25 protein-coding genes and 1 tRNA gene are annotated in these 22,501 nt (G+C 60.0%); 16 read left to right on the top strand and 10 right to left on the bottom strand.

All coding sequences use genetic code 11. From position 1 onward, the window contains the following. Positions 1–117: 117 nt before the first annotated feature. The 4 genes from ABID12_RS09975 to ABID12_RS09990 form a co-directional block, all read right to left on the bottom strand. Entirely contained in the window at positions 118–435 is a 318-nt protein-coding gene (locus ABID12_RS09975; protein WP_354434086.1) for a hypothetical protein, read from the bottom strand. Position 436: 1 nt separating this feature from the next. After that, positions 437–1,750, bottom strand: coding sequence for a homoserine dehydrogenase (locus tag ABID12_RS09980; protein WP_319520082.1), 1,314 nt, complete (start codon positions 1,748–1,750; stop codon positions 437–439). A gap of 142 nt (positions 1,751–1,892) precedes the next feature. Next, positions 1,893–3,113, bottom strand: a complete 1,221-nt coding sequence (locus ABID12_RS09985) for an LL-diaminopimelate aminotransferase (protein ID WP_106305486.1) — start codon at positions 3,111–3,113, stop codon at positions 1,893–1,895. 206 nt (positions 3,114–3,319) lie between these two features. Then, on the bottom strand, positions 3,320–3,517 hold the full coding sequence (locus tag ABID12_RS09990; RefSeq protein ID WP_146132268.1) for a hypothetical protein: 198 nt from the start codon (positions 3,515–3,517) through the stop codon (positions 3,320–3,322). Positions 3,518–3,696: 179 nt separating this feature from the next. Between ABID12_RS09990 and sfsA the strand changes: the two genes are divergently transcribed. The 5 genes from sfsA (at position 3,697) to ABID12_RS10015 (ending at position 8,609) form a co-directional block, all read left to right on the top strand. Continuing rightward, positions 3,697–4,401 carry a DNA/RNA nuclease SfsA gene (gene sfsA, locus ABID12_RS09995; RefSeq protein WP_354434087.1) on the top strand — a complete coding sequence of 235 codons (705 nt, stop codon included), beginning with the start codon at positions 3,697–3,699 and terminating at the stop codon, positions 4,399–4,401. 34 nt (positions 4,402–4,435) lie between these two features. After that, positions 4,436–5,272 (top strand): type I methionyl aminopeptidase, encoded by an 837-nt coding sequence (map, locus tag ABID12_RS10000; RefSeq protein WP_354434088.1) that lies wholly within the window; start codon positions 4,436–4,438, stop codon positions 5,270–5,272. Positions 5,273–5,282: 10 nt separating this feature from the next. Further along, positions 5,283–6,104: a RadC family protein gene (radC, locus tag ABID12_RS10005; protein ID WP_354434089.1), complete on the top strand. Its 822-nt coding sequence runs from the start codon at positions 5,283–5,285 to the stop codon at positions 6,102–6,104. Between the two features lie 213 nt (positions 6,105–6,317). Then, entirely contained in the window at positions 6,318–7,730 is a 1,413-nt protein-coding gene (gene sthA / locus ABID12_RS10010) for a Si-specific NAD(P)(+) transhydrogenase (RefSeq protein ID WP_106305494.1), read from the top strand. Next, complete coding sequence (locus tag ABID12_RS10015; RefSeq protein ID WP_354434090.1) at positions 7,731–8,609, top strand: aminoglycoside phosphotransferase family protein; 879 nt, start codon at positions 7,731–7,733, stop codon at positions 8,607–8,609. Between the two features lie 60 nt (positions 8,610–8,669). Here ABID12_RS10015 and tig read toward each other — a convergent pair whose 3' ends face one another. Together tig and ABID12_RS10025 are read right to left on the bottom strand one after the other, a co-directional pair. Then, complete coding sequence (tig, locus tag ABID12_RS10020) at positions 8,670–10,259, bottom strand: trigger factor (protein WP_354434091.1); 1,590 nt, start codon at positions 10,257–10,259, stop codon at positions 8,670–8,672. 200 nt (positions 10,260–10,459) lie between these two features. Next, positions 10,460–10,535, bottom strand: a tRNA-Thr gene (locus ABID12_RS10025). A 173-nt stretch (positions 10,536–10,708) separates the two neighbouring features. On the opposite strand from ABID12_RS10025, the gene ABID12_RS10030 reads away from it, so the two are divergent. Then, complete coding sequence (locus tag ABID12_RS10030; protein WP_319520088.1) at positions 10,709–11,482, top strand: NAD kinase; 774 nt, start codon at positions 10,709–10,711, stop codon at positions 11,480–11,482. Here the strand turns inward: ABID12_RS10030 and ABID12_RS10035 are convergent. Beyond that, the gene (locus ABID12_RS10035; protein ID WP_354434092.1) at positions 11,479–12,081 is read right to left on the bottom strand and encodes an NUDIX domain-containing protein; all 603 of its coding nucleotides are present in this window, start codon (positions 12,079–12,081) and stop codon (positions 11,479–11,481) included. The genes ABID12_RS10030 and ABID12_RS10035 overlap by 4 nt on opposite strands. 104 nt (positions 12,082–12,185) lie before the next feature. On the opposite strand from ABID12_RS10035, the gene ABID12_RS10040 reads away from it, so the two are divergent. After that, positions 12,186–13,049: a 23S rRNA (adenine(2030)-N(6))-methyltransferase RlmJ gene (locus tag ABID12_RS10040; RefSeq protein ID WP_354434093.1), complete on the top strand. Its 864-nt coding sequence runs from the start codon at positions 12,186–12,188 to the stop codon at positions 13,047–13,049. A 16-nt stretch (positions 13,050–13,065) separates the two neighbouring features. Further along, positions 13,066–13,665: a glutathione S-transferase family protein gene (locus ABID12_RS10045; RefSeq protein WP_354434094.1), complete on the top strand. Its 600-nt coding sequence runs from the start codon at positions 13,066–13,068 to the stop codon at positions 13,663–13,665. 89 nt (positions 13,666–13,754) lie between these two features. On the opposite strand, the gene ABID12_RS10050 is transcribed toward ABID12_RS10045, so the two are convergent. Then, positions 13,755–14,390, bottom strand: coding sequence for an outer membrane protein (locus ABID12_RS10050; RefSeq protein ID WP_319520092.1), 636 nt, complete (start codon positions 14,388–14,390; stop codon positions 13,755–13,757). 339 nt (positions 14,391–14,729) lie between these two features. Here ABID12_RS10050 and ABID12_RS10055 point away from each other — a divergent pair, with 339 nt between their 5' ends. The 6 genes from ABID12_RS10055 to ABID12_RS10080 all read left to right on the top strand — a co-directional run bounded on the left by ABID12_RS10055 (position 14,730) and on the right by ABID12_RS10080 (position 19,800). Continuing rightward, a complete protein-coding gene (locus tag ABID12_RS10055) occupies positions 14,730–15,500 on the top strand; it encodes an SDR family oxidoreductase (protein ID WP_354434095.1) in 771 nt (256 codons plus the stop codon). Further along, entirely contained in the window at positions 15,497–17,521 is a 2,025-nt protein-coding gene (gene uvrC, locus ABID12_RS10060; RefSeq protein ID WP_354434096.1) for an excinuclease ABC subunit UvrC, read from the top strand. The genes ABID12_RS10055 and uvrC overlap by 4 nt, the downstream gene beginning before the upstream one ends. A 140-nt stretch (positions 17,522–17,661) precedes the next feature. Continuing rightward, positions 17,662–18,258 carry a CDP-diacylglycerol--glycerol-3-phosphate 3-phosphatidyltransferase gene (gene pgsA / locus ABID12_RS10065; protein ID WP_106305523.1) on the top strand — a complete coding sequence of 199 codons (597 nt, stop codon included), beginning with the start codon at positions 17,662–17,664 and terminating at the stop codon, positions 18,256–18,258. After that, positions 18,255–18,509 carry a molybdopterin converting factor subunit 1 gene (gene moaD / locus ABID12_RS10070; RefSeq protein ID WP_354434097.1) on the top strand — a complete coding sequence of 85 codons (255 nt, stop codon included), beginning with the start codon at positions 18,255–18,257 and terminating at the stop codon, positions 18,507–18,509. The genes pgsA and moaD overlap by 4 nt, the downstream gene beginning before the upstream one ends. A 5-nt stretch (positions 18,510–18,514) precedes the next feature. Continuing rightward, positions 18,515–18,976, top strand: coding sequence for a molybdenum cofactor biosynthesis protein MoaE (locus tag ABID12_RS10075; protein WP_354434098.1), 462 nt, complete (start codon positions 18,515–18,517; stop codon positions 18,974–18,976). Positions 18,977–19,089: 113 nt separating this feature from the next. After that, on the top strand, positions 19,090–19,800 hold the full coding sequence (locus ABID12_RS10080) for a DJ-1/PfpI family protein (RefSeq protein WP_106305532.1): 711 nt from the start codon (positions 19,090–19,092) through the stop codon (positions 19,798–19,800). Between the two features lie 232 nt (positions 19,801–20,032). Here ABID12_RS10080 and ndk read toward each other — a convergent pair whose 3' ends face one another. Beyond that, positions 20,033–20,455, bottom strand: a complete 423-nt coding sequence (gene ndk, locus ABID12_RS10085; protein WP_106305535.1) for a nucleoside-diphosphate kinase — start codon at positions 20,453–20,455, stop codon at positions 20,033–20,035. Positions 20,456–20,568: 113 nt separating this feature from the next. Next, positions 20,569–21,237, bottom strand: coding sequence for a glutathione S-transferase family protein (locus ABID12_RS10090; RefSeq protein WP_354434099.1), 669 nt, complete (start codon positions 21,235–21,237; stop codon positions 20,569–20,571). A gap of 162 nt (positions 21,238–21,399) precedes the next feature. Between ABID12_RS10090 and ABID12_RS10095 the strand changes: the two genes are divergently transcribed. Both ABID12_RS10095 and ABID12_RS10100 read left to right on the top strand, forming a co-directional pair. After that, on the top strand, positions 21,400–21,969 hold the full coding sequence (locus ABID12_RS10095; RefSeq protein WP_354434100.1) for a DJ-1/PfpI family protein: 570 nt from the start codon (positions 21,400–21,402) through the stop codon (positions 21,967–21,969). Between the two features lie 78 nt (positions 21,970–22,047). After that, positions 22,048–22,401, top strand: a complete 354-nt coding sequence (locus tag ABID12_RS10100; protein ID WP_354434101.1) for a ribbon-helix-helix domain-containing protein — start codon at positions 22,048–22,050, stop codon at positions 22,399–22,401. Positions 22,402–22,501: the final 100 nt, after the last annotated feature.

Genomic DNA, 22,501 nt, shown 5'->3' on the forward strand with positions numbered 1-22,501 from the left:
GCTTTACAAGGACGTCTCCTCACCCCTGTTTAGCGTCAATCGGGCACCGATGTCATGATCTAAGTTTCGCCGCCCCGCTACACATCCCGCAAAGTCGTTCACCAGGACAGGCTGCCCTCATATCACCGTCACCAGAAGCAATGCCAAACCGGTCCAGAATGCCAATCCCAACAGCACAACCGTCGCGAGCCCCGGGCTTTTGCGACGAACACGCGGCGTCCGCTCGTCGGCATTCCTGCTGTCTGCACGATTGCCCGGCTCGCCATAAGCTCTGATGACACTGTCAATCTTCATCCCGCATCCCCTGATTTCCGACCGGTTCTCCGAACCTGTTGCGGAGACCGGCAAGACGTCTAGGGCGGTGCGACTGAACCCACCATGAACGGTTGCAATCAGGCCCGCGCGTTCACACGAACCTGCCGCAAAATCCGTCATATCAGGGCTTTTCGATGCGAATCACCTGCGGTTTGCCGACGATGTAGCCGTCGCTTTCCATTGACGACACGGCGTTGCGCACCGAAAGTTCGGTGGTTGCGTGGGTGACCATGATGATGGTCTTTGTCGGGGCTTCGTCGCTGCCATTGGTCGAATGCTGGACAATCGATTCGAGTGAGATCTGGTTGTCGGCCATTCTGCGGGCAATCGCGGCAATCACGCCGATGCGGTCAGCCACACGCAGGCGGATGAAATAGCCGCCTTCGTGGCTGCGCATGCGTGCACGCCTGTATGGTTCGAGCGACTTTGCGGGCCGTCCCAGTGCGGCGACCGTCTGCGTACCCGGACGCGACTTGGCGATATCGGCGACATCGCCGAGCACGGCAGAGGCCGTGGCGTCGCCGCCGGCGCCGGGGCCGACCATCAGCAGATCACCGAGAATATCGGATTCGATAGCAACCGCATTGGTCACGCCGTCGACCTGGGCGATGACGGTGTCATGTGGCACCATGGTCGGGTGCACCCGCTGCTCTATGCCGCCCTCGGTGCGCTGGGCAACGCCCAGCAACTTGATGCGATAGCCGAGTTCGGAAGCCGCGCGGATATCCTCCTGGGTGATGTTGGAAATCCCCTCCAGATAGATATCGTCGCAGGAAATTTCGCAGCCAAAGGCAAGCGCGGTCATGATGGCAAGCTTGTGGGCCGTATCATTGCCCTCGATATCGAAGGTCGGATCGGCCTCGGCATAGCCCAGGCGCTGCGCCTCCTTTAGGCAATCCTCGAAGGAAAGCCCCTCCTTCTCCATCCGGGTCAGGATGTAGTTGCAGGTGCCGTTCATGATCCCGTAGACGCGCGAAATCGTATTGCCGGTCAGCGATTCGCGCATCGCCTTGATCACCGGAATACCGCCGGCGACAGCGGCCTCGAAATTCAGCAGCAGGCCCTTTTCTTCGGCTGCTGCCGCCAGTTCCACGCCGCTGTCGGCCAGAAGCGCCTTGTTGGCCGTTACCACATGAAGACCGCGCTCAAGCGCCGCCTCCACCGCCGCACGCGCCGCACCTTCCGCGCCGCCGATCAGTTCAACCAGAACGTCGATATCAGCGGTTTTCGCCATTGTGACGGGATCGTCGAACCATGTGACGCCGGACAGGTCGAGCCCGCGATCCTTGTCGCGGTTACGGGCCGAAACAGCCGTGATTTCGATGGCGCGCCCGCAGGAAACCGCAAGGCTCTCCTGCCGGTCGTGAATGATACGCACAAGCGAGGCGCCGACGGTCCCGAGACCGGCGACACCGATTTTCAAGGCATCTGCCATGGGGTATTCCTAGTGGCCCAGATTTCAACGTCGGGCGCGCAATTGCACGCCCGCGCCTCATTTAGATCGTTTCATCGCGAAATGAAACATCGGGCCGTGGAATTTTGGCGCGGCGCGCCACAGGCCCGCCCCGCCTTGGCCCTCAACGATGGGCGTTGAGTGCGACGATATTGTCGGGCATCACGGCATCGGAGGATGCGAGGAAGCGCTTGAGATTGCGCGCTGCCTGGCGGATGCGGTGCTCGTTCTCGACAAGCGCGATCCGGACATACTGATCGCCATGCTCGCCAAACCCGATACCGGGCGCAACGGCGACATCGGCCTTTTCGACCAGCAGCTTGGAAAATTCGAGCGAGCCCAGAGACTGGAAGGGTTCGGGAATTTTCGCCCAGGCAAACATCGTTGCCGCCGGCGGCGTGACATTCCAGCCGGCCTTGCCGAAGCTTTCGACCATCACGTCACGACGCTTGTGATAGGTCGAACGCACTTCCTCGATATCCGAGCCATCGCCGTTGAGCGCCTGGGTCGCAGCTACCTGGATCGGCGTGAAGGCGCCGTAATCGAGATAGGATTTTACCCGCGACAGCGCCGAAATCAGCCGCTCATTGCCGACGGCAAAGCCGATACGCCAACCGGGCATCGAGAAGGTCTTCGACATGGAGGTGAATTCGACGGCGACATCCTTGGCGCCCGGCACCTGCAGAACCGAGGGCGGCGGCGCATCGTCGAAATAGATTTCCGAATAGGCGAGATCGGACAGCACGATGATCTCGTGCTTGCGCGCAAAGGCGATGACCTCCTTGTAGAAATCAAGCGTCGCCACATGTGCCGTCGGGTTGGACGGATAGTTGATCACCAGCGCCAGCGGCTTCGGGATCGAGTGCTTGACCGCGCGCTCCAGCGGCGGAAAGAAGCTGTCATCGGGCTCGACCGACATCGAGCGGATCACGCCGCCGGCCATCAGAAAACCGAAGGCGTGGATCGGATAGGTCGGGTTGGGGCAGAGGATAACATCGCCCGGCGCGGTGATTGCCTGCGCCATGTTGGCAAAGCCCTCCTTGGAGCCAAGTGTCGCAACAACCTCGGTTTCGGGATTGAGCTTGACGCCGAAACGGCGGGCATAATAGCTGGCCTGGGCGCGCCGCAGGCCCGGAATGCCCTTGGACGACGAATAGCGATGGGTGCGCGGGTCCTGCACAACCTCGCAAAGCTTGTCGACGATGGATTGCGGAGTGGGAAGATCGGGGTTGCCCATGCCAAGGTCGATGATATCGGCGCCCGCCGCTCGCGCGTTCGCCTTCAAACGGTTGACCTGTTCGAAAACGTATGGCGGCAGTCGCCTGACCTTGTGGAACTCTTCCATTTTCTTCCTCTTGGAATTTGTGAGCGGTATGATCCCCGTTACTTTCGCAGGATCAACGAAACGAGAGCACCAAAACACCCTCGAACGCAAGATTCATCTGCGCTTGCGTCAATTTTGAGGCAAAAAAGCTAATAGTCTGTTTCATCATTGCCACAAAACCGGCTGAGCCGCCGCGCCGGGCGGCAGGAGCGGCCGGATGCGCCCCGCTACTGCCGGTTGGAAACCCCGGCCAGCCCGTTCATCTTTGCGCTCATCGTGGCAATGTCATCATCGCTCATCTGCTGATAGGCCGGGGTCGGCTGAGCACAGACATCGGGTTCGCCGCAGGTGGTTGAGCAGGATGCAAGCCCCATCGTTGCAAAAGCGGCAAACATGATGGACAGAACGACGCGACACGCTTTCAAGACCTAAAACCCCCGTTGCTGTCCGGCGCATCGGCGCCGGAACCTCAGATATGGCCTGAAATCTGCCCGGTTTGGCCCGATTGCGCAAGCACCCTTCAACCGTGTCTTCGTTATGCGCCTTTGCGGTCCTGTCCGTTTTGCCGGTTGCGCCGTTTCACAAAGCGCCTAAAACCGGAGCCATGAAATTCGACCCTCCCCTTCATCCCGCCCGCCTCGTCAAGCGCTACAAGCGCTTCCTGTTCGATGCCATCCTGGAAAACGGCACGCCGATCACCGGCTCATGCCCCAACACCGGCTCGATGCGCGGCCTGACGACACCCGGTTCGCGCATCTGGCTTTCCAGAAACGACGACGGCAAACGCAAATATCCGTATCGCTTCGAGATGATCGAGGCCGAAGGAACGACCGTCGGCGTCAACACCGGTCTTCCCAACCGGATTGCCGAAGAAGCGATCCGGGCCGGATTGATTGCGGATTTCGCCAGCTATCCGGTCATCCGCCGTGAACAGAAGTACGGCCGGCAAAGCCGTATCGACCTGCTTTTGAGCGATGACGGGCGGCCCGACCTTTATGTCGAGGTCAAGAATGTCCACTTCATCCGCGAGCCGGGCCTTGCCGAGTTTCCCGATTCGGTTACCGCGCGCGGTGCGCGGCATCTGGAAGAACTTGCAGACATGGTGGCGGTGGGAAACCGCGCCGCCATGGTCTATGTCATCCAGCGCAACGATTGTGCGCGCTTTCGGATTGCAGGCGACCTCGACCCGGTCTACCAACAGGCATTCACGGCCGCACGGGCTGCCGGTGTTGAAGCCTATGCGATAAAATGCACAGTGACCTGTGACAGCATCACGCCAGATGCTACAGTACCGGTCGATGACAAGTAAGCGCCTCCGGCTGACGCGCAAACGGTGAAAACTCATGGTAACTTATGTTGATGCGGCCAGCGCGCCGCTGAAGAATGACGGATCGATACGCCTCTATGATGCGGAGGCGTTCGAAAGGATGCGGCAGATCTGCCAGATCACGGCAGCCTGCCTCGACGGCCTTGCCGATATCATCAAGCCCGGCGTCACCACCGAGGCGGTTGACCGGTTCGTGCTCGAATTCGGTCTGGATCACGGCGTCGTGCCGGCCACGCTCGGCTATCGCGGTTACAAATATTCCAGCTGCACCTCGATCAACCATGTCGTCTGCCATGGCATGCCCAATGCCAAGCCGCTGAAGGAAGGCGACATCGTCAATGTCGACGTCACCTATGTGCTCGACGGCTGGCACGGCGATTCCAGCCGGATGTACCCGGTCGGTGAAATCAAGCGGGCGGCCGAAAGGCTTCTGGAAGTCACCTATGAATCGCTGCTGCGCGGCATCGCCGTGGTCAAACCCGGCGCGCGCACCGGCGCCATCGGCGAGGCGATCCAGACCTATGCCGAAGGCGAACGCTGCTCGGTGGTGCGCGATTTCTGCGGCCACGGCGTCGGCCGGCTGTTCCACGACACGCCGAACATCCTCCATTATGGTCACGCTGGCGAAGGACCGGAGCTGAAGGAAGGCATGATCTTCACCATCGAGCCGATGCTCAACATCGGAAAACCGCATGTGAAGGTTCTCAACGACGGCTGGACGGCGGTCACCCGCGACCGCTCGCTTTCGGCGCAGTACGAACACTGCGTCGGTGTCACCAAGGATGGCTGCGAGGTCTTCACCCTGTCGCCGGGCGGCCATGACCGGCCCGGCCTGCCGGACCTCAACGCCTAACGCAACACCGATGACCAAGCCGCCCAGCAGAGATCACAGCGACAGGCCCCAACCCGGCGGCATGCGGGAAGACGGCGCGGACGAACGTGCCTTCTTCGCCGATCAGCCGCCGGAACAGCCGTTGCGCGGCAAGCGTCAGGGCGGCGCGGGCGAGAAGGACACACGCCATGTCCACGGTCACCGCGACCGTCTGCGCGCACGCTTTCGCGAAAACGGCGCCAATGCGCTGGCCGATTATGAAATCCTCGAACTCCTGCTGTTCCGCCTGATCCCGCGCCGCGACACCAAGCCGGTCGCCAAGGCGCTGATCGACCGGTTCGGCTCGCTTGGCGGTGTATTCGGCGCCCCGCCCGAGCTTTTGCAGGAGGTTTCAGGCATCGGCGAAAGCGTGGCCTTCGACCTCAAGCTGATCTCCGCACTTGCCCAGCGCAGCCTGAAGAACACGCTGAAGGAACGCCAGGTTCTGGGATCGTGGTCATCGGTGATCGATTACTGCAATGCCGCCATGGCGCATGAGACGCGCGAGCAGTTCCGCATCCTGTTTCTCGACAAGCGCAACAAGCTGATTGCCGACGAAATCCAGGGCATAGGCACGGTCGATCACACGCCGGTCTATCCGCGCGAGGTGGTCAAACGCGCGCTTGAGCTTTCGGCAACCGCGATCATTCTCGTCCACAATCACCCCTCGGGCGATCCGTCGCCGTCGCGGGCGGATATCGACATGACGCATATGATCATTTCCAGCGCCAAACCGCTCGGCATCACCGTCCACGACCACATCATCATCGGCCGGGACGGCTATGTCAGTTTCAAGGGGCTGAAACTGATATGACAGCAGGATGGACATAGGGCACAGCTTGTGGCTGTATTTAGTGAAACCATCACATTGGACGTCTAGACATCGAAATCGCGCACGCAACCGAACAGTCAGCCGGGGACATCAAGGGGGACGGTTTTCATGCAAGCGCAAAACCTCTAAGTGTGTGTCTATCGCGTTTGAGGATTTTCACATCCGGAATTTTAATAACCAAATCGGGGTAGTTTTATGGATTCTTACGATCTGGTCGTGATTGGCAGCGGTCCCGCCGGCCGTCGCGCCGCGGTTCAGGCCGCCAAGCTCGGCAAAACCGCACTGGTCATCGACAAGGGTACACAGGTGGGCGGGGTGTCCGTCCACACCGGCACCATCCCCTCCAAAACCCTGCGTGAAACCGTCCTCAACCTCACCGGTTGGCGCGAGCGCGGGTTTTACGGCCGTTCCTACCGGGTGAAGCACAAGATTACCGCCGACGACCTGCGCGCCCGGCTGATCAAGACGCTCGATTATGAAATCGACGTGCTCGAATGGCAGTTCGAACGCAACCGGGTCGACCAGGTGCGCGGCTTTGCCCATTTCGTCGATCCGCATACCATCGAGATCGAGAAGGACAGCGGCGAGATCCAGCGCGTTCACGCAGAGGCCGTGCTGGTCGCCGTCGGCACCCGTCCCTATCGTCCGCCGGATGTGCCGTTTGACGGGCAGACGGTGATGGACAGTGACGAACTGCTCAACATCAAGGAAATCCCGCGCTCTATGATCGTCGTCGGCGCCGGCGTGATCGGCATCGAATATGCCACGATCTTCTCCGCGCTCGATACCCAGGTGATCGTGGTCGAGCCGCGCGACAGCATGCTCGACTTCATCGACCGCGAAATCCGCGACAATTTCGCCGCCCAGCTGCGCGACCGCAATGTGAAACTGCTGTTCGGCGCAGGCGCCGACAAGGTGGAGAAAGCCTCCAACGGCAAGGCCCGCGTCACGCTTTCCAATGGCCGCGTGCTGATGGCCGAATCGGTGCTGTTTGCCGCCGGCCGCCAAGGCGCGACCGATACGCTGAACCTCGAAGCCGTCGGGCTGAAGGCCGACCATCGCGGCCGGCTGAAGGTCGATCCGATCACCTTCCAGACCGAAGTGCCGCACATCTATTCCGCCGGTGACGTCATCGGCTTCCCGGCGCTGGCCTCCACCTCGATGGAACAGGGCCGCATCGCCGCCCGCCACGCTGTCGGCGCGGAAGCGCAGGAGCCGCCGCAATTCTTCCCCTACGGCATTTATGCCGTGCCGGAAATGTCGACCTGCGGCATGACGGAAGAGGAAATCCAGGAACGCGGCATCCCTTACGAATGCGGCGTTGCCTTCTTCCGCGAAACCTCGCGCGGCCACATCATGGGCCTGCAGAACGGGCTGCTGAAGATGATCTTCTCGCTGAAGACCCATCGCCTGCTCGGCATCCATATCGTCGGGGAAGGCGCGACCGAGCTGATCCACATCGGCCAGGCCGTGCTGAACCTCAAGGGCACCGTCGAGTATTTCGTCGAAAACACGTTCAACTATCCGACGCTTGCCGAAGCCTACAAGATCGCCGGCCTCGACGCCTCCAACCGGATGGCGATGCTGGAAAGCGCTGCCGACGATTAGATGACCAGCGAAACGCCGCCTGCCGGCCCTTCAACACCGGCAGGTGCGCCGTTCGATGCCGTTCTCGCCCGATGGCAGCTTGAGGTTGACGGTGAGCCGATCCTGACGACGACCGGCGCGCTTCTACCCGTGCGGCAGGCGGGCGTTCCCGCAATGGCGAAGCTGTTTTCCGACGACGAGGAAAAGACCGGCGCCGCCCTGCTCTCGTGGTGGGCCGGCGAAGGGGCGGCACGGGTGCTTGCCGCCGAAGATGGCGCAATTCTGATGGAGCGGGCCGAAGGTCGCCGATCGTTGATGGAAATGAGCCGGAACGGCTGCGACGTCGAGGCCTGCGACATCCTGTGCGATGTCGCAGCCACACTTCACCGCAAGCGCCCTCACACGCCACCTTCAACGTTGATACCGCTTGAAACACGCTTTGGCGCCCTTTTCGAAAATGCCCCGGCTTTCGGCGGCATCCTGCCCTCATGCGCCAGCCATGCCCGCGCGCTTCTGGCCAGCGCGGACGATGACGCGGGGCCGCTGCACGGCGACCTTCACCACGCCAATGTGCTGGATTTCGAAGGTCGCGGTTTTCTCGCCATCGACCCCAAGGGCCTGTGGGGGGCGCGTGCCTTCGACTTTGCCAATATCTTCTGCAATCCGGATGGCGCAGACCCGGCGCTGCGCATCGCCCGCGACCCGGCAATCTTTGACCGGCGCCTCATGCAGATCGCCAAACGGGCAGCCCTCGACCCGCACCGCCTGCTTGTCTGGATTGCCGCCTGGTGCGGCCTTTCGGCCGTATGGTTCATGCGCGACAACAACCGACTGGCAGACATTCCGCTCGAAATCGCCAACCACGCGCTTTCACGGCTTCAAGCCCTGCCTCGGCACTGAAACAAAAAAGCCGCCCGGCGACAAACCGGACGGCCCTGATATTCAATCAAGAAGAGGAAATTATTCCTCGGTCTTGTCCTCAGACTTTTCAGCAGCAGCCTTGGCAGGCGCCTTCTTCTTCGGAGCAGCCTTTTTCTTCGGAGCGGCCTTCTTGGCAGCAGGTTTTTCCGCAGCGGCTTCGCCGGCAGGCGCTTCCTCGGCGGCTTCAGCCTTATCCTCGGCCTTGGCCTTGGCAGGTGCCTTTTTCTTCGGAGCAGCCTTCTTCTTCGGCGCGGACTTTTCCTCGGCCTTCTTGGTCGCTTCGGCAACCTCGTCGTCATCGTCGGCCATCAGCTCTTCCTTGGAGACGGTGACGTCCTTGACGTCGATGTTCTCCAGAAGGTGGTCGACAACCTTTTCCTCGAAGATCGGTGCGCGCAGCGAAGCGGCAGCACCGGGGGTCTCGCGGAAGAACTTGAGGATTTCCTGCTCCTGACCCGGATACTGACGCATCTGGTCGTAGAGGGCACGCTGCATTTCGTCTTCGCCAACCTCGACGCCGGCGTTTTCGCCGATTTCGGAGAGAACCAGGCCAAGACGGACGCGACGTTCGGCGAGCTTGCGGTATTCCGCACGCGCGTCTTCCTCGGTCGTTTCTTCATCCTCGAAGGTCTTGCCGCTGCGTTCCAGATCAGCATTGACCTGACGCCAGATGTTCTCGAACTCGGCATCGACAAGCGATTCAGGCGCTTCGAAGGAATACTGTTCGTCGAGCTGGTCGAGGATCTGACGCTTGACCTTCTGGCGGGTATACTGGTTGTACTGACCCTCGATCTGCTCACGCACCAGCGTACGCAGACGTTCGGCCGATTCCAGACCCAGCTTTTCGGCCAGTTCGTCGTTGATTTCCAGTTCGCCGGCGCTTGCGACTTCCTTGACGGTCACATCGAAGACGGCGTCCTTGCCGGCAAGATTTTCAGCCGGATACTCTGCCGGGAAGGTTACCTTGACCTGCTTTTCGTCGCCGGCCTTGGCGCCGATGAGCTGTTCTTCGAAACCGGGGATGAAACGGTCGGAACCGAGCACGAGCTGCGAATCAGTGTCGGTACCGCCATCGAAAGCTTCGCCGTCGATCTTGCCGACGTAATCGATGATGACGCGGTCGCCGTTTTCGGCTGCACCGTCCTTGGTCTCGTATTCACGGGCGTTCTCGGCAACGGCCTTGACCTGAACCTCGACTTCCTCGTCGTCGATCTCGACCACCGGACGCTCGACCTTGAGACCGTCGGTCGGCTGCAGTTCGAACTTCGGCAGAATTTCGTAGGCGACGGTGAATTCGAAGTCGATCTCGCCGTTCAGGACGCGATTTGCCTCGTCCTCATCCTCGGTCATGTCGATCTTCGGCTGACCGGCGGCGCGTTCGCCGCGCTCGGTGATGACGGCCTGCGGCTTTTCCTGCAGCGTCTCGTTGATCAGCTCGGCCATGATCGACTTGCCGTACATCTTCTTCAGATGCGCGAGCGGCACCTTGCCGGGACGAAAGCCGTTGATCCGAACCTTGTCCTTGGCTTCCGCCAGACGCTCGTTCATCCGCGCTTTCAGATCGTCCGCAGGAACTGTGATCTTGATTTCGCGCTTCAGCCCTTCGGCGAGCGTTTCGGTTACCTGCATATCAATACCTTCATTTCATCTCGGCTTATCAAGCCGTTGGGTTTCATGCGCACAACAGACCGGCACGGCCGGGCGCGACTTCATGCAATATCCTCGGCATTTTGACAAGCTTTTCCGGGCTTCTCCAAAATGGCGCCAGGGCAGGCAACCGGAATAATGACGTTCTCAAAACGCCGGCAGCGACTACCCTGAAAGCGACTTGGTGCCCCCGGCAGGATTCGAACCCGCGACCCTCTGATTACAAATCAGATGCTCTACCAACTGAGCTACAAGGGCATTGGGCATGCCCAGTAGCAGATTTGACCTCACTGTAAAACGAAAAAATCAACAATTTGACCGGTATTTTCGCGCTCACGCCCAAGAACCTTGCTGCACGGGGCTTGCAAAACACTGTCCGCTCGGGTGATCTGGCGCGGCGAAATACCCCTTCCCGCGAACGGAAATGCGTAATGCCCGAGAAAACGCCTTCACTGTGCTTCCTGTCTTCCGATGCCGACGATGCCAAAAAGGCAAAGGCCGATCTCATCGGGCGCTACGGCAATGTATCGCCCGAGGATGCCGATTTCATCGTTGCGCTGGGCGGCGACGGTTTCATGCTGCAAACGCTGCACGAAACCATGAATTCAGACATCCCGGTTTACGGCATGAATCGCGGGTCCGTCGGCTTTCTGATGAACGAATATTCGGTCGAAAACCTGCATGAGCGGCTTCAGGCCGCCGATATGAACGAGCTGCGGCCATTGCGCATGACCACCCGCAATGCCGACGGCACCTCCTCGATCGCGCTTGCCATCAACGAGGTCTCGATGCTGCGCCAGTCGCACCAGGCCGCCAAGCTGCAGGTCAGGGTCGATGACCGGGTCCGGCTGCCGGAACTGGCCTGCGACGGCATTCTGGTGGCAACGCCGGCCGGGTCCACGGCCTATAACCTCTCGGTGCACGGACCGATCATCCCGCTGGAAGCGCCACTTCTGGCCATCACGCCGGTCAGCGCGTTTCGGCCGCGCCGCTGGCGGGGCGCGCTTTTACCGAACCGGTCGGTTGTCGATATCGAGGTGCTGGAACCGGAAAAACGCCTCGTCAACGCCTTTGCCGACCACACCGAGGTCAAGCACGTGCTCCACGTGCGCATCGAGCAGGACCCCGACGCCCGCGCCAAGGTGCTGTCGGACCCGAACCGCTCCTGGTCGGAGCGCATTCTGGCCGAGCAGTTTTCCGACTAGATGCCGAAGACACTACGATTGAGCGCTGCCCATTGCAGCATCACGACGGTCTTGGCGTCGGAGATTTCGCCGCTTTCCACCATGCCCATGGCCTCGCCAAAGGTGAGGAAGACGAGTTCGATATCCTCGTGTTCCTCATCAAGGCCGCCGCCGCTTTCGACACGCATCGCCTCGTCGACGATCGCAGCATAGCAGTGCACCTTTTCGGTCATCAGGCCGGGGGCGGAAATGATGGCGCGCAGCGGGATCAGCGTTTCGACGGCGTATCCGGTCTCCTCGCGGGCTTCGCGGATAGCGGCCTGTTCCGGCGTTTCGCCGTCATCGATCAGGCCTGCGGCCGCCTCCAGAAAGAAACCGCTCCCCTCACCCATGGCGTAAACAGGAACGCGGAACTGTCTGACAAGAACGAATTTTCTGCTGTCACGGTCGAACACGAGGACCGAAGACGCGGCCGGCCGCTCACAAACCTCCCATGAGCGCTCCACCGTCTTTCCGTCGCCGAAAGTGTAGGTAAATTTATAATCGACCAAACGGCTCCAGCCATCGTGGAGCGTCTTCTTTTCGGTAATGGCGACGCGGTCGTCCGGTTCTCTGCTCATCGAAAATCCCTTTTTGAAATATGTGCGCTCCATTTCGGAGCCTGCTTGTAAAACATGCCCGAGACTCATAATAACTTCTCCGGCAAACACAATGCGGGGCCGCAATGAACTATCGCCACATCTACCATGCCGGAAATTTTGCGGATGTGCTGAAACATGCGGTATTTGCGCGGCTGATCACCTATTTCCAGAGAAAAGAAGCCGCCTTTCGCATTCTCGACACCCATGCCGGGACCGGCCAGTACGACCTTTCGAGCGAAGAAGCGCAAAAGACCGGCGAATGGCGCACCGGCATCGGCCGGCTTCTTGCTTCGGACATGCCCGACGATGTGGCTGCCCTGCTCGCTCCTTATCTGGACGCCGTGCGGTCGCTGAACGAAACTTCAGATATCGTCACCTATCCCGGATCGCCGAAACTGGCCCGTATGCTGATGCGCAGGCAGGACCGGCTGTCGCTGATGGAACTGCATGAAGCCGACTTCGCGACGCTGCAGGCGCGCTTTGCCGGCGACCACCACGTGCGTGCAACCAAGCTCGACGGCTGGCTGGCGCTGGCGGCCCACCTGCCGCCGAAGGAGCGGCGCGGCATCGTGCTGGTCGACCCGCCATTTGAAAAGGACGGTGAGTTCGAGCGGCTGGCAGACGGCCTTTCCAAGGCCTATCGCCGCTTCGCCACCGGCACATATTGTCTCTGGTATCCGATCAAGAAAGGGGCGCCGACGGCCGCATTTCACGCCGCACTCAAGGATCTCGGTATTCCCAAAATTCTCTGCGCGGAGCTGTCGGTCAAGAGCGACCGCGACAATGACGGCCTGACCGGCTCCGGCCTCATCATCGTCAACCCGCCCTATACGCTGAAGACGGAGCTCGATACGCTGCTGCCGTTCCTCAGGACCTGTCTGGCCGAGGACCGTTTCGCAAGTCAGCGCAGTTTCTGGATTGCCAGAGAGGATGGGTCTCACAGCTGACAGGAGGATGCAGGCGATGAAACTGTTCTACGCAACCACCTCGCCGTTTTCCGCAAAAGTGGTGATGGCGGCGCATCATGTCGGCGCCGATGTCGATATTGTGCCGGTGGATATAACGGCAGTTTCGGAAACGCTGCTGGCCGCCAATCCCCTTGGCAAGATACCAACGCTTGTCACCGATGACGGCCTCACACTTTATGACAGTCGCACGATCATGCACTATCTCGACAGTCTTTCGGACGAAAAACGGCTTTATCCGAAAAATCCTGAAAAGCGGGCGACTGTCGCGCGCATGGAAGCGCTTTGCGACGGCATTTGCGACGCCCTCGTTCTGGTGGTCTATGAAAAGCGCTTCCGCACGCCTGAAACATGGCATCAGCCCTGGGTCGACCGGCAGTGGGCGAAAGCCCGTCGCGGTCTTGACTATCTCGACGAAAACCTGCCGGGCTTCGACAAGCGGCTCAATGCCGGTCATTTCGCGCTTGCCAGCCTTGTTGGATATCTGATGCTACGGTTTCCCGGCGAATGGGAGGAACATCGCGTGCGGCTGACCCGCTGGCCTGCGGCATTCCAGAAAACCTTCCCGGCTTTCAGGACGCTGAAGCCGCATATCTGAAACGTTCGACGCTGTTCGCGCCGCCCTTCAAGAACAGAAAAACCCGCCGTGATGGCGGGTTTTACCGAATTGCCTGCGAGCATCAGCGATCAGAAGTGAACGCCGAGGCCAACCTTGACAGTGTTTTCTTCAAAGCTGCGCTTGTATTTGCTGCCGTTCAGCTTGAAGTCCTGATCGCCATAATCGGTGTAGCGGTATTCAACGCGCGCCGAGATATTCTCGGTGACCATGGCTTCAACACCGGCGCCGACGGTCCAGCCCCAACCCATCTGGGTGTCCTTGTCGCCAGCCTGCTTGGCTTCAAGCCTCGAACCGGCAAGACCGGCCGTACCGTATACGAGAACCGGGTCCAGGGCGTAACCGAGACGGCCGCGCAGCGAACCGTTGAAACCCTGCTCCATCTTGATACCGGGCGTGACGGTCTGGCTCTGGTTGGATGTGGCGAGGTCGCCTTCAACACCGTAGACGATCGAACCGTTCTGCATGTTGTAGCCGCCGAACAGCGTACCGCCCCAGCCGTCTGCATCGAAGTCACCTTCATCGAAAGTGCCCCAGTCCCAGTTGAGCGCGCCACCGACGTAAACACCGCTCCAGTCCAGAACAGGCGTCGGAGCCACATAGGTTGCCGGGCTCGGCTCATAAGGTTGAGCGACGATTGCATCGGCGGCCTGAGCCGCGCCGGCGCCCATAAGGACCGCTGCTGCAGCGGCCAGTGTCTTGTTCATGTTCCGCATCTTGTCTCTCCTTCAGTCGATACCGGCAGCCGGACGCTCACCAGGAACTGTCACCTTGCCGTATTCGCTTGAGAGATAAAATAAAATTAGGGATAAATGATTTCAATACTCTAAAAATTAAGGTAAAATCGATGGTTAAAAATGTATTTATGAATCATATAATGCAGATTATTATAATTAATAAGCCATTTACACACAATCTATATTTAATTTAAATTGGACATACCCTCGGAAAATCATCCAGTGCGACGAGCAACACCACCAAATTCCATTTGGCGCTAACCGGCCCGAAACGATATAAACTTCCGGCCGAAGCGAGGGAACATGAATATGCAGCAGAAAACGCCAGACAGAACCGTGCTTGTGACAGGCGGCGCAAAGAGACTTGGCCGCGCCATTGCCGAAGACCTGGCGAATTACGGCTTCAATGTGGCAATTCATGCCCACACCTCTCTTTCCGAGGCCCGGCTGCTGGCCACAGCATTGCGCGAAAACGGCGTCAGGGCCGAAGCCTTCTCTGCCGATCTCCTCGATTCTGCTGAGACCGAGGGCCTGATCGACGCGGTCAACGCCAGCATGGGACCGGTGCACCTGCTGATCAACAATGCCTCGCTTTTCCGCCCCGACAGCGCGGAGAGCTTCAATCAGAAGCAGTTCGACGCGCATTTTGCGCTGCATGTGAAAGCCCCGCTGATGCTCGCCGAAAGCTTTGCAAGACAGCTGCCGGAAGGCGAACACGGCCTGATCGTCAACATGATCGACCAGCGGGTCTGGGCGCCGGTACCGAATTTCTTCACATACGGGCTTTCCAAGAGCACCCTGTGGGCGGCAACCCAGACCATGGCGCAGGCTTTCGCCCCGCGCATCCGCGTCAATGCCATCGGACCGGGCCCGACGCTGAAAAACAGCCGGCAGAGCGATGCGGATTTTGAAAGCCAGGTCGCGGCTCTTATCTTAAGGAGAGGGCCGGAGCTTGGCGAATTCGGTTCGACGATTCGCTACCTCTTCGAAACGCCCTCGATCACGGGTCAGATGATTGCGCTCGATGGCGGGCAGCATCTGGCCTGGGAAACGCCGGATGTAACAGGTATCAACGAATGACACGACAGACGCCGTCCGATGGCGGCATCATCTACGACGAAAACGACGGCGACCTGCCGGAGGTGACGCAGACGGGCGCCACGCTTGAGGCCGGATCGATCATCTGGAACGATGCCGCTGCCGAAAAGCATGCGCTGAAGGGTGCGGCCCTGATCGGCGAATTCGTCAAGCATCTGCCCAACAGTCCCGGCGTCTACCGCATGTTCAATGCCAATGGCGACGTGCTTTATGTCGGCAAGGCCCGCTCGCTGAAAAAGCGCGTGACCAATTATGCCCAGGGGCGCGGTCATTCCAACCGTATCACGCGGATGATTACCCAGACGGCGCATATGGAATTCGTCACCACGCGGACGGAGACCGAGGCGTTGCTTCTGGAAGCCAATCTTATCAAAAGGTTGCGTCCGCGATTTAATGTTTTGCTGCGGGACGACAAATCCTTCCCCTATATCCTGATCACCGGCGATCACGAGGCGCCGGCGCTGTTCAAGCACCGCGGCGCGCGTGCCCGCAAGGGTGATTATTTCGGCCCGTTTGCCTCAGCCGGCGCGGTCGGCCGCACGATCAACGCCATGCAGCGCGCCTTTCTGATCCGCTCTTGCACCGACAGTGTCTATGAAAGCCGCACCCGGCCCTGTCTGCTCTACCAGATCAAGCGCTGTTCCGGCCCCTGCACGGGGGAGATTTCAAAAGAAGGCTATGGCGAACTGGTGAAGGAGGCGAAGGCCTTTCTTTCCGGCAAGAGCAGGCAGGTGCATGCCGAACTCGCCGAGGCGATGAACCAGGCCTCCGAAGAACTCGACTTCGAGCGCGCCGCGATCTACCGCGACCGGCTGTCTGCACTCTCGCATGTGCTTGGCCATCAGGGCGTCAATCCGGCGGGGATCGAGGAGGCCGATGTCTTCGCCATCCACAATGAGGGCGGGCTTTGCTGCATTCAGGTGTTCTTCTACCGCACCGGACAGAACTGGGGAAACCGCGCCTATTTCCCGAAGACCGATCCCTCGCTTTCGGCGGCGGAAATCCTCAATGCCTTTCTGGCCCAGTTCTACGACGACAAGCCGATCCCGCGCGCCATCTTCCTGTCTGAGGAGATCGAGGAGCAGGCGCTTCTGGAAATGGCGCTGGGCGAACGGGCGGGCCACAAGGTGCATATCACCGTGCCCAAACGCGGCGAGAAGCGCGAGGCGGTCGATCACGTGCTGGCCAATGCCCGCGAGGCCCATGGCCGCAAGCTCGCCGAAACCGCGACCCAGTCCCGGCTGCTGGAAGGTTTTGCCGAAACCTTCGGCCTTGCCACACCGCCGCGGCGCATCGAGGTTTACGACAACTCTCACATCATGGGCACCAATGCCGTCGGCGGCATGATCGTTGCCGGGCCGGAAGGCTTCGTGAAGGCGCAATATCGCAAGTTCAACATCAAATCGACCGAGATCACGCCGGGCGACGATTTCGGCATGATGCGCGAAGTGATGACGCGGCGGTTCTCCCGCCTCGTCAAGGAACACGGCATTCCCGACCGCAGCCAGCCCACCGAGGTGGACGACGACGCCCCCTTCCCCGCCTGGCCGGATGTCATCCTGATCGATGGCGGCCAGGGGCAGATGACGGCCGTGCGCGCCATTCTGGAAGAACTCGGCATCACGGATGCGGTGACGGCGATCGGCATCGCCAAGGGCGCCGACCGCGAAGCCGGTCGCGAGCGCTTCTTCATGGAGGGCAAACCCGACTTCTCGCTGCCGCCGCGCGATCCGGTGCTCTATTTCATCCAGCGGCTGCGCGACGAAGCCCACCGTTTCGCTATCGGCTCACACCGCGCCCGGCGCAAGAAGGAGATGGTCAAGAACCCGCTTGACGAGATCGCCGGCATCGGGCCAGGCCGCAAGCGCGCGCTGCTGCAGCATTTCGGCTCGGCCAAGGCCGTATCCCGCGCCGGATTGTCCGATCTGAGCGCCGTTGAGGGGATTTCGGAGGCGATGGCACAGCAGATCTACAATCATTTCCATGACGGCGGCGCAAAATAGAGCCGTCTAAACCGGCGAAACCCTTTAATGACACAGGTTTCATCGCCGCCGGCATTGACCTTGACCGTGCAATGGAAGCAATTTGCGCCTACATAGAGCGGACTGCCGGTCCTGGCAGGCCGAGCACACGGAATGAAGCCATGGCATCAAAAGCGTACAACATCCCCAACCTCCTGACCTATGGCCGCATTCTTGCTGTCCCGTTGATCGTGTTGTGCTTCTTTCTGGAGGGCAAGCTTTCCAGTTCCGACACGGCGCGCTGGGCGGCGCTGACAATCTTCCTGATTGCCTCGATCACCGATTTCTTCGATGGCTATCTGGCGCGGGCCTGGAACCAGCAATCCAATATCGGCCGCATGCTGGACCCGATCGCCGACAAGCTTCTGGTCTCGACCTGCCTGTTGCTGCTGGCCGCCGATGTCGAGCGTACGATTGCCGGGTGGTCGCTGTGGGCCGCTATCATCATCCTGTGCCGGGAGGTGCTGGTGTCGGGCCTTAGGGAATATCTGGCGGGGCTCAAGGTTTCCGTGCCGGTGACGCGGATCGCCAAATGGAAGACGACCTTTCAGATGATCGCGATCGGCCTTCTGCTTGCCGGCCCTGCCGGCGATCAGGTCTTTCCCTACACGACACAATCCGGGATCGTGCTTTTGTGGATCGCGGCCATTTTGACGATGTATACCGGCTATGATTATTTCCGGGCCGGTTTGAAACACGTGGTGGAGGCCGAGCGATGACCAAACTTGTCTATTTCGCATGGGTGCGCGAGCGAATCGGCGTTACCGAGGAAGAAATTGCCCTGCCGGAAGACGTGAACGATGTCTCCGCACTGCTGGCCTTTCTGAAAACCCGCGGCGACGGGTATGAAATTGCCCTGCAGCAACCGGAGGTGATTCGCGTGGCGCTCGACCGGGTTCACGCTGAACATGACGCCCCGCTCGCCGGCACGCGCGAGATCGCGCTGTTTCCGCCGATGACGGGAGGCTGAAGGCGATGTCCGTGTCTCCCGATGTCCGCATCCAGGCCGAAGACTTCGACATTGCCACTGAGCAGGCCGCCCTTGGCAAAGGCCGGGCCGATATCGGGGCGATTGTCAGCTTCACCGGCTTGTGCCGCGACGAGAACGGACGCCTGGAAGCCCTTGAACTTGAACACTATCCCGGCATGGCCGAAAGCGAGATCAGCCGCATTGCACATGCGGCAATCGAACGCTTCGATCTTCTGTGCCTTACGGCAATCCACCGCTACGGCCGCATCAGCCCCGGTGAAAACATCGTTCTGGTGATTGCGGCAGCCTCTCACCGCAAGGCCGCATTCGAGGGCGCATCCTTCGTCATGGATTTCCTGAAAACCGACGCCCCTTTCTGGAAAAAGGAGCACCTGAAGGGCGGCGGCGACAGCGGCTGGGTTGAAGCCCGCGCAGCGGATTTTTCCGCCCGCGGAGACTGGCAATAAAAAGGACATGATGCGCCCTTAAGTTTGCGCTTGCCGAATAATCTCGACGTCTTATTCTTAATCCGGTTTCTAATCGATTTGGCTTTGCGGCCCCAAGATTGAACGAGGAAAACATGCCTTCCAGTTCCGATTCCCTGACTGTCGGTTTCATCATGTATCCGGGTCTGACACAGCTTGACCTTTTCGGTCCCGCCGATGTGCTGAACCGGATGCCCGGAACAGAAATCAAGCTCCTGTGGAAGAATCTGGACCCGGTCATCGTCGATCGCGGTATGCGCATTCTGCCCAACACCACCTTCGGCCAATGCCAGAAGCTCGACATCATCTGCGTTCCCGGCGGTCCCGGCCAGATCGCGCTGATGGATGACGACGAGACGCTGAATTTCCTGCGCCGCATTGCCCCGGGCTGCAAGCTGGTCACATCGGTCTGCACCGGCTCGCTGGTGCTGGGCGCGGCCGGCCTGCTGCAAGGTTATCGCGCCACGTCGCACTGGTCGGCGATCGACCAGCTCGAACTGTTCGGCGCCACCCCCGTTGAAGAGCGTGTCGTTACGGATCGCAACCGCATCACCGGCGCGGGCGTGACCTCGGGCATCGATTTTGCGCTGCGTGTGGTCGAAAACCTGATGGACAAGACCGCCGCCCAGCAGATCCAGCTGCAGATGGAGTATGATCCCGAGCCGCCCTATCACTGCGGTACGCCGCGCACCGCGCCGCCGGAAATTCTCGACAGCGTGCGCGCCCGCCTTCACATGTTCCTGTCCAGCCGGCGCTCGGCAAGCGAACGCGCCGCCGAACGGCTGAACAGCAAGAAGTCCGCATGAAAAAGCCCGCCACAAGGGCGGGCTCAGACTGCTGACAAACCCGAAGACATGCGGGTTGCTGCCTCCGTCAACCGTTACCACAGGTGTCATGCTCGGACGTGATCCGAGCATCCATTCTGCACAACCCTTTGACAAGAAAGGGTTTAAAGCAAGCATGCACCGTGTAGCCCTGGATCCTCGGGTCAAGCCCGAGGATGACCCGGAGTGAGGGGCAGCTTTGTCAAAACCGGCTTCAGCCGACGATTTCGGTTTCGGAGAACCAGAAAGCGATTTCGCGTGCTGCGGTTTCCGGGGCGTCGGAGCCGTGAACCGAGTTTTCGCCCATGGACAGTGCGAAGGTCTTGCGGATCGTGCCTTCATCGGCCTTTTCCGGGTTGGTCGCACCCATGATTTCGCGGTTCTTCAGAACGGCGTTTTCGCCTTCGAGAACCTGGACAACGGTCGGACCGGAGCACATGAACTCAACCAGTTCGCCAAAGAACGGGCGTTCCTTGTGCTCGGCATAAAAGGCTTCGGCATCGCGCTTGGCCATCCACACCCGCTTGGAGGCGACGACGCTGAGGCCGTTTTCCTCGAAAACCTTGGTGATGGCGCCGGTCAGGTTGCGCTTGGTGGCATCGGGCTTGATCATCGAAAAAGTGCGTTCAATCGCCATATCATTCGTCCTCTGGCTAATTTCGTTAAGGGAAATTCGGCCGGTCTATAGAGGTCTTTGAAGCAAAATGGAAGCGTGTCCGGCGGGCGAATGCGCCGGATTTTCGGGAGATATCAGCCTTTTTCCGAAAATTCGAGGCAGCGCTCGAACCAGTTGGACACCGGATCATTCGGATCCAGCAGTCCGGTATTGCCGGTCAAGGCCGCCCACTGGAACGCACCAAAGACGATATAATCGGAGAAAAGCGGTTCACTTCCACCGATAAAAGGCTGAAATTTCAGCATATTACGCAAAGGTGTGCATTTTTCGGAAAACCCGGAAATCTCGGCTTCGCGACCTGTCGCCACCTCTTCCAGCGTCGCCCCCAGACGGGCCTCGCGGCTTTCGCGGAAATAGGCCTGATCCACCGGCGCCAGCATGTCGTGAATATGTTTTACCGCGATACGGGTGACTGCCGGATGCAGCGTGGACTGCGACCACGCCTCGACAAAGCGGGCCATGGCAAGCCCGCCCTCGCCCTTGAACAGCGACGGACGATCCGGATAGGTCTGCTCCAGATAGATCGCGATTGCAAAACTGTCGGCGATCAGCTTGTCGCCGTCCTTCAGGATCGGCACGGTTTTCGAAAAGCCGTCCTCGAGCGTCGGGATCTCGGTAAAGCCCACGGGCTGTTCTTCGAATGCCAGCCCCTTGTGCTTCAGCGCCAGAATGACTTTCCAGCAATGCGGGGAAAAGCGCACCGAACTGTCGGCGCCGCAGAGCGAATAAAGAACGCGACTCATCGAATGTCTCCCTCTGTTAAACTTCAAGGTGTGCTGCACTGCGGAAAAATTCAAGACGACCCGGGACGCAAAAGCGCAGGCTGATCACTGTAGTATGTCCATAATACCAGCAGGGGGAACAGAGCTGCTAGATTTATCTCCTGTCATTTCGAGGAGGAAACAATGGCTCAGAAGACAATCCTGATGATCACCGGTGACTTTACCGAGGACTACGAGACCATGGTGCCGTTCCAGACCCTGCTTGCCGTCGGCCACACGGTCGATGCGGTGTGCCCGGGCAAGAAGGCCGGCGATACAGTCCCGACCGCAATCCACGATTTCGAGGGCGACCAGACCTATTCGGAAAAGCCCGGCCACCGCTTCGCCCTGACGGCGGATTTCGACGCTGTCGACCCCGCCGCCTATGACGCACTGGTGATCCCGGGCGGCCGGGCGCCGGAATATCTGCGGCTCGATGAGCAGGTGATCGCTCTGGTGAAGCATTTCTTCGCCGAAAACAAACCGGTGGCCGCGATCTGCCACGGGGCCCAGATCCTCGCCGCCGCCGATGTTTTGAAAGGACGGCACTGCTCTGCCTATCCGGCCTGCGCACCGGAAGTGAAACTTTCCGGCGGCCGCTATGCCGATATCGCCGTCACCGAGGCGGTCACCGACGGCAATCTGGTCACCGCACCGGCATGGCCCGCCCACCCGGCATGGCTTTCGCAGTTCATGACGCTGCTTGATACGTGAGCAAGCACATCCGGTTCGCCGCTACCGCTTCTACCGTCATCGGGCTATACTCGCCTCCGGGAGAAACGGGAGGAGACAATGTGCAGACTGTTTATCGCGGCTGATCCGGCATTGTGGGACAGCACGACGCGCTCGATCCGCATTGACGGCATGGTGACAAGCATCAGGCTGGAGAATTTTTTCTGGACCGTGCTTGCCGAAATCGGCGGGCGCGACGGGCTTGCCACGACACAGCTGATCACAAAACTCTATCACGAGGCCAACGAGGCGGGTCATGACAGCGGCAATTTCACCTCGTTTCTCAGGGTGTGTTGCGGACGCTACCTGGCGCTTCAGCTTTCCGGCGAACTGCCGGACGGACTGCCGATTGCAAAAATCGATGCTGGCGACATTCTGGAACGCGAAAACGACCGCCGGAAGGCCGTGGCATAAGGCGGATGAATATCCGCCATCGCAACAATTCATGAGGCAGACACTAACGCCTGCCCTATGATTGCAGCTTGCGATTTCCGTTTTGCAAGGAGCCCCCCAC

The organism is Martelella mangrovi (genome assembly GCF_040545495.1).
GTDB classification, from domain to species: Bacteria; Pseudomonadota; Alphaproteobacteria; order Rhizobiales; family Rhizobiaceae; genus Martelella; species Martelella mangrovi.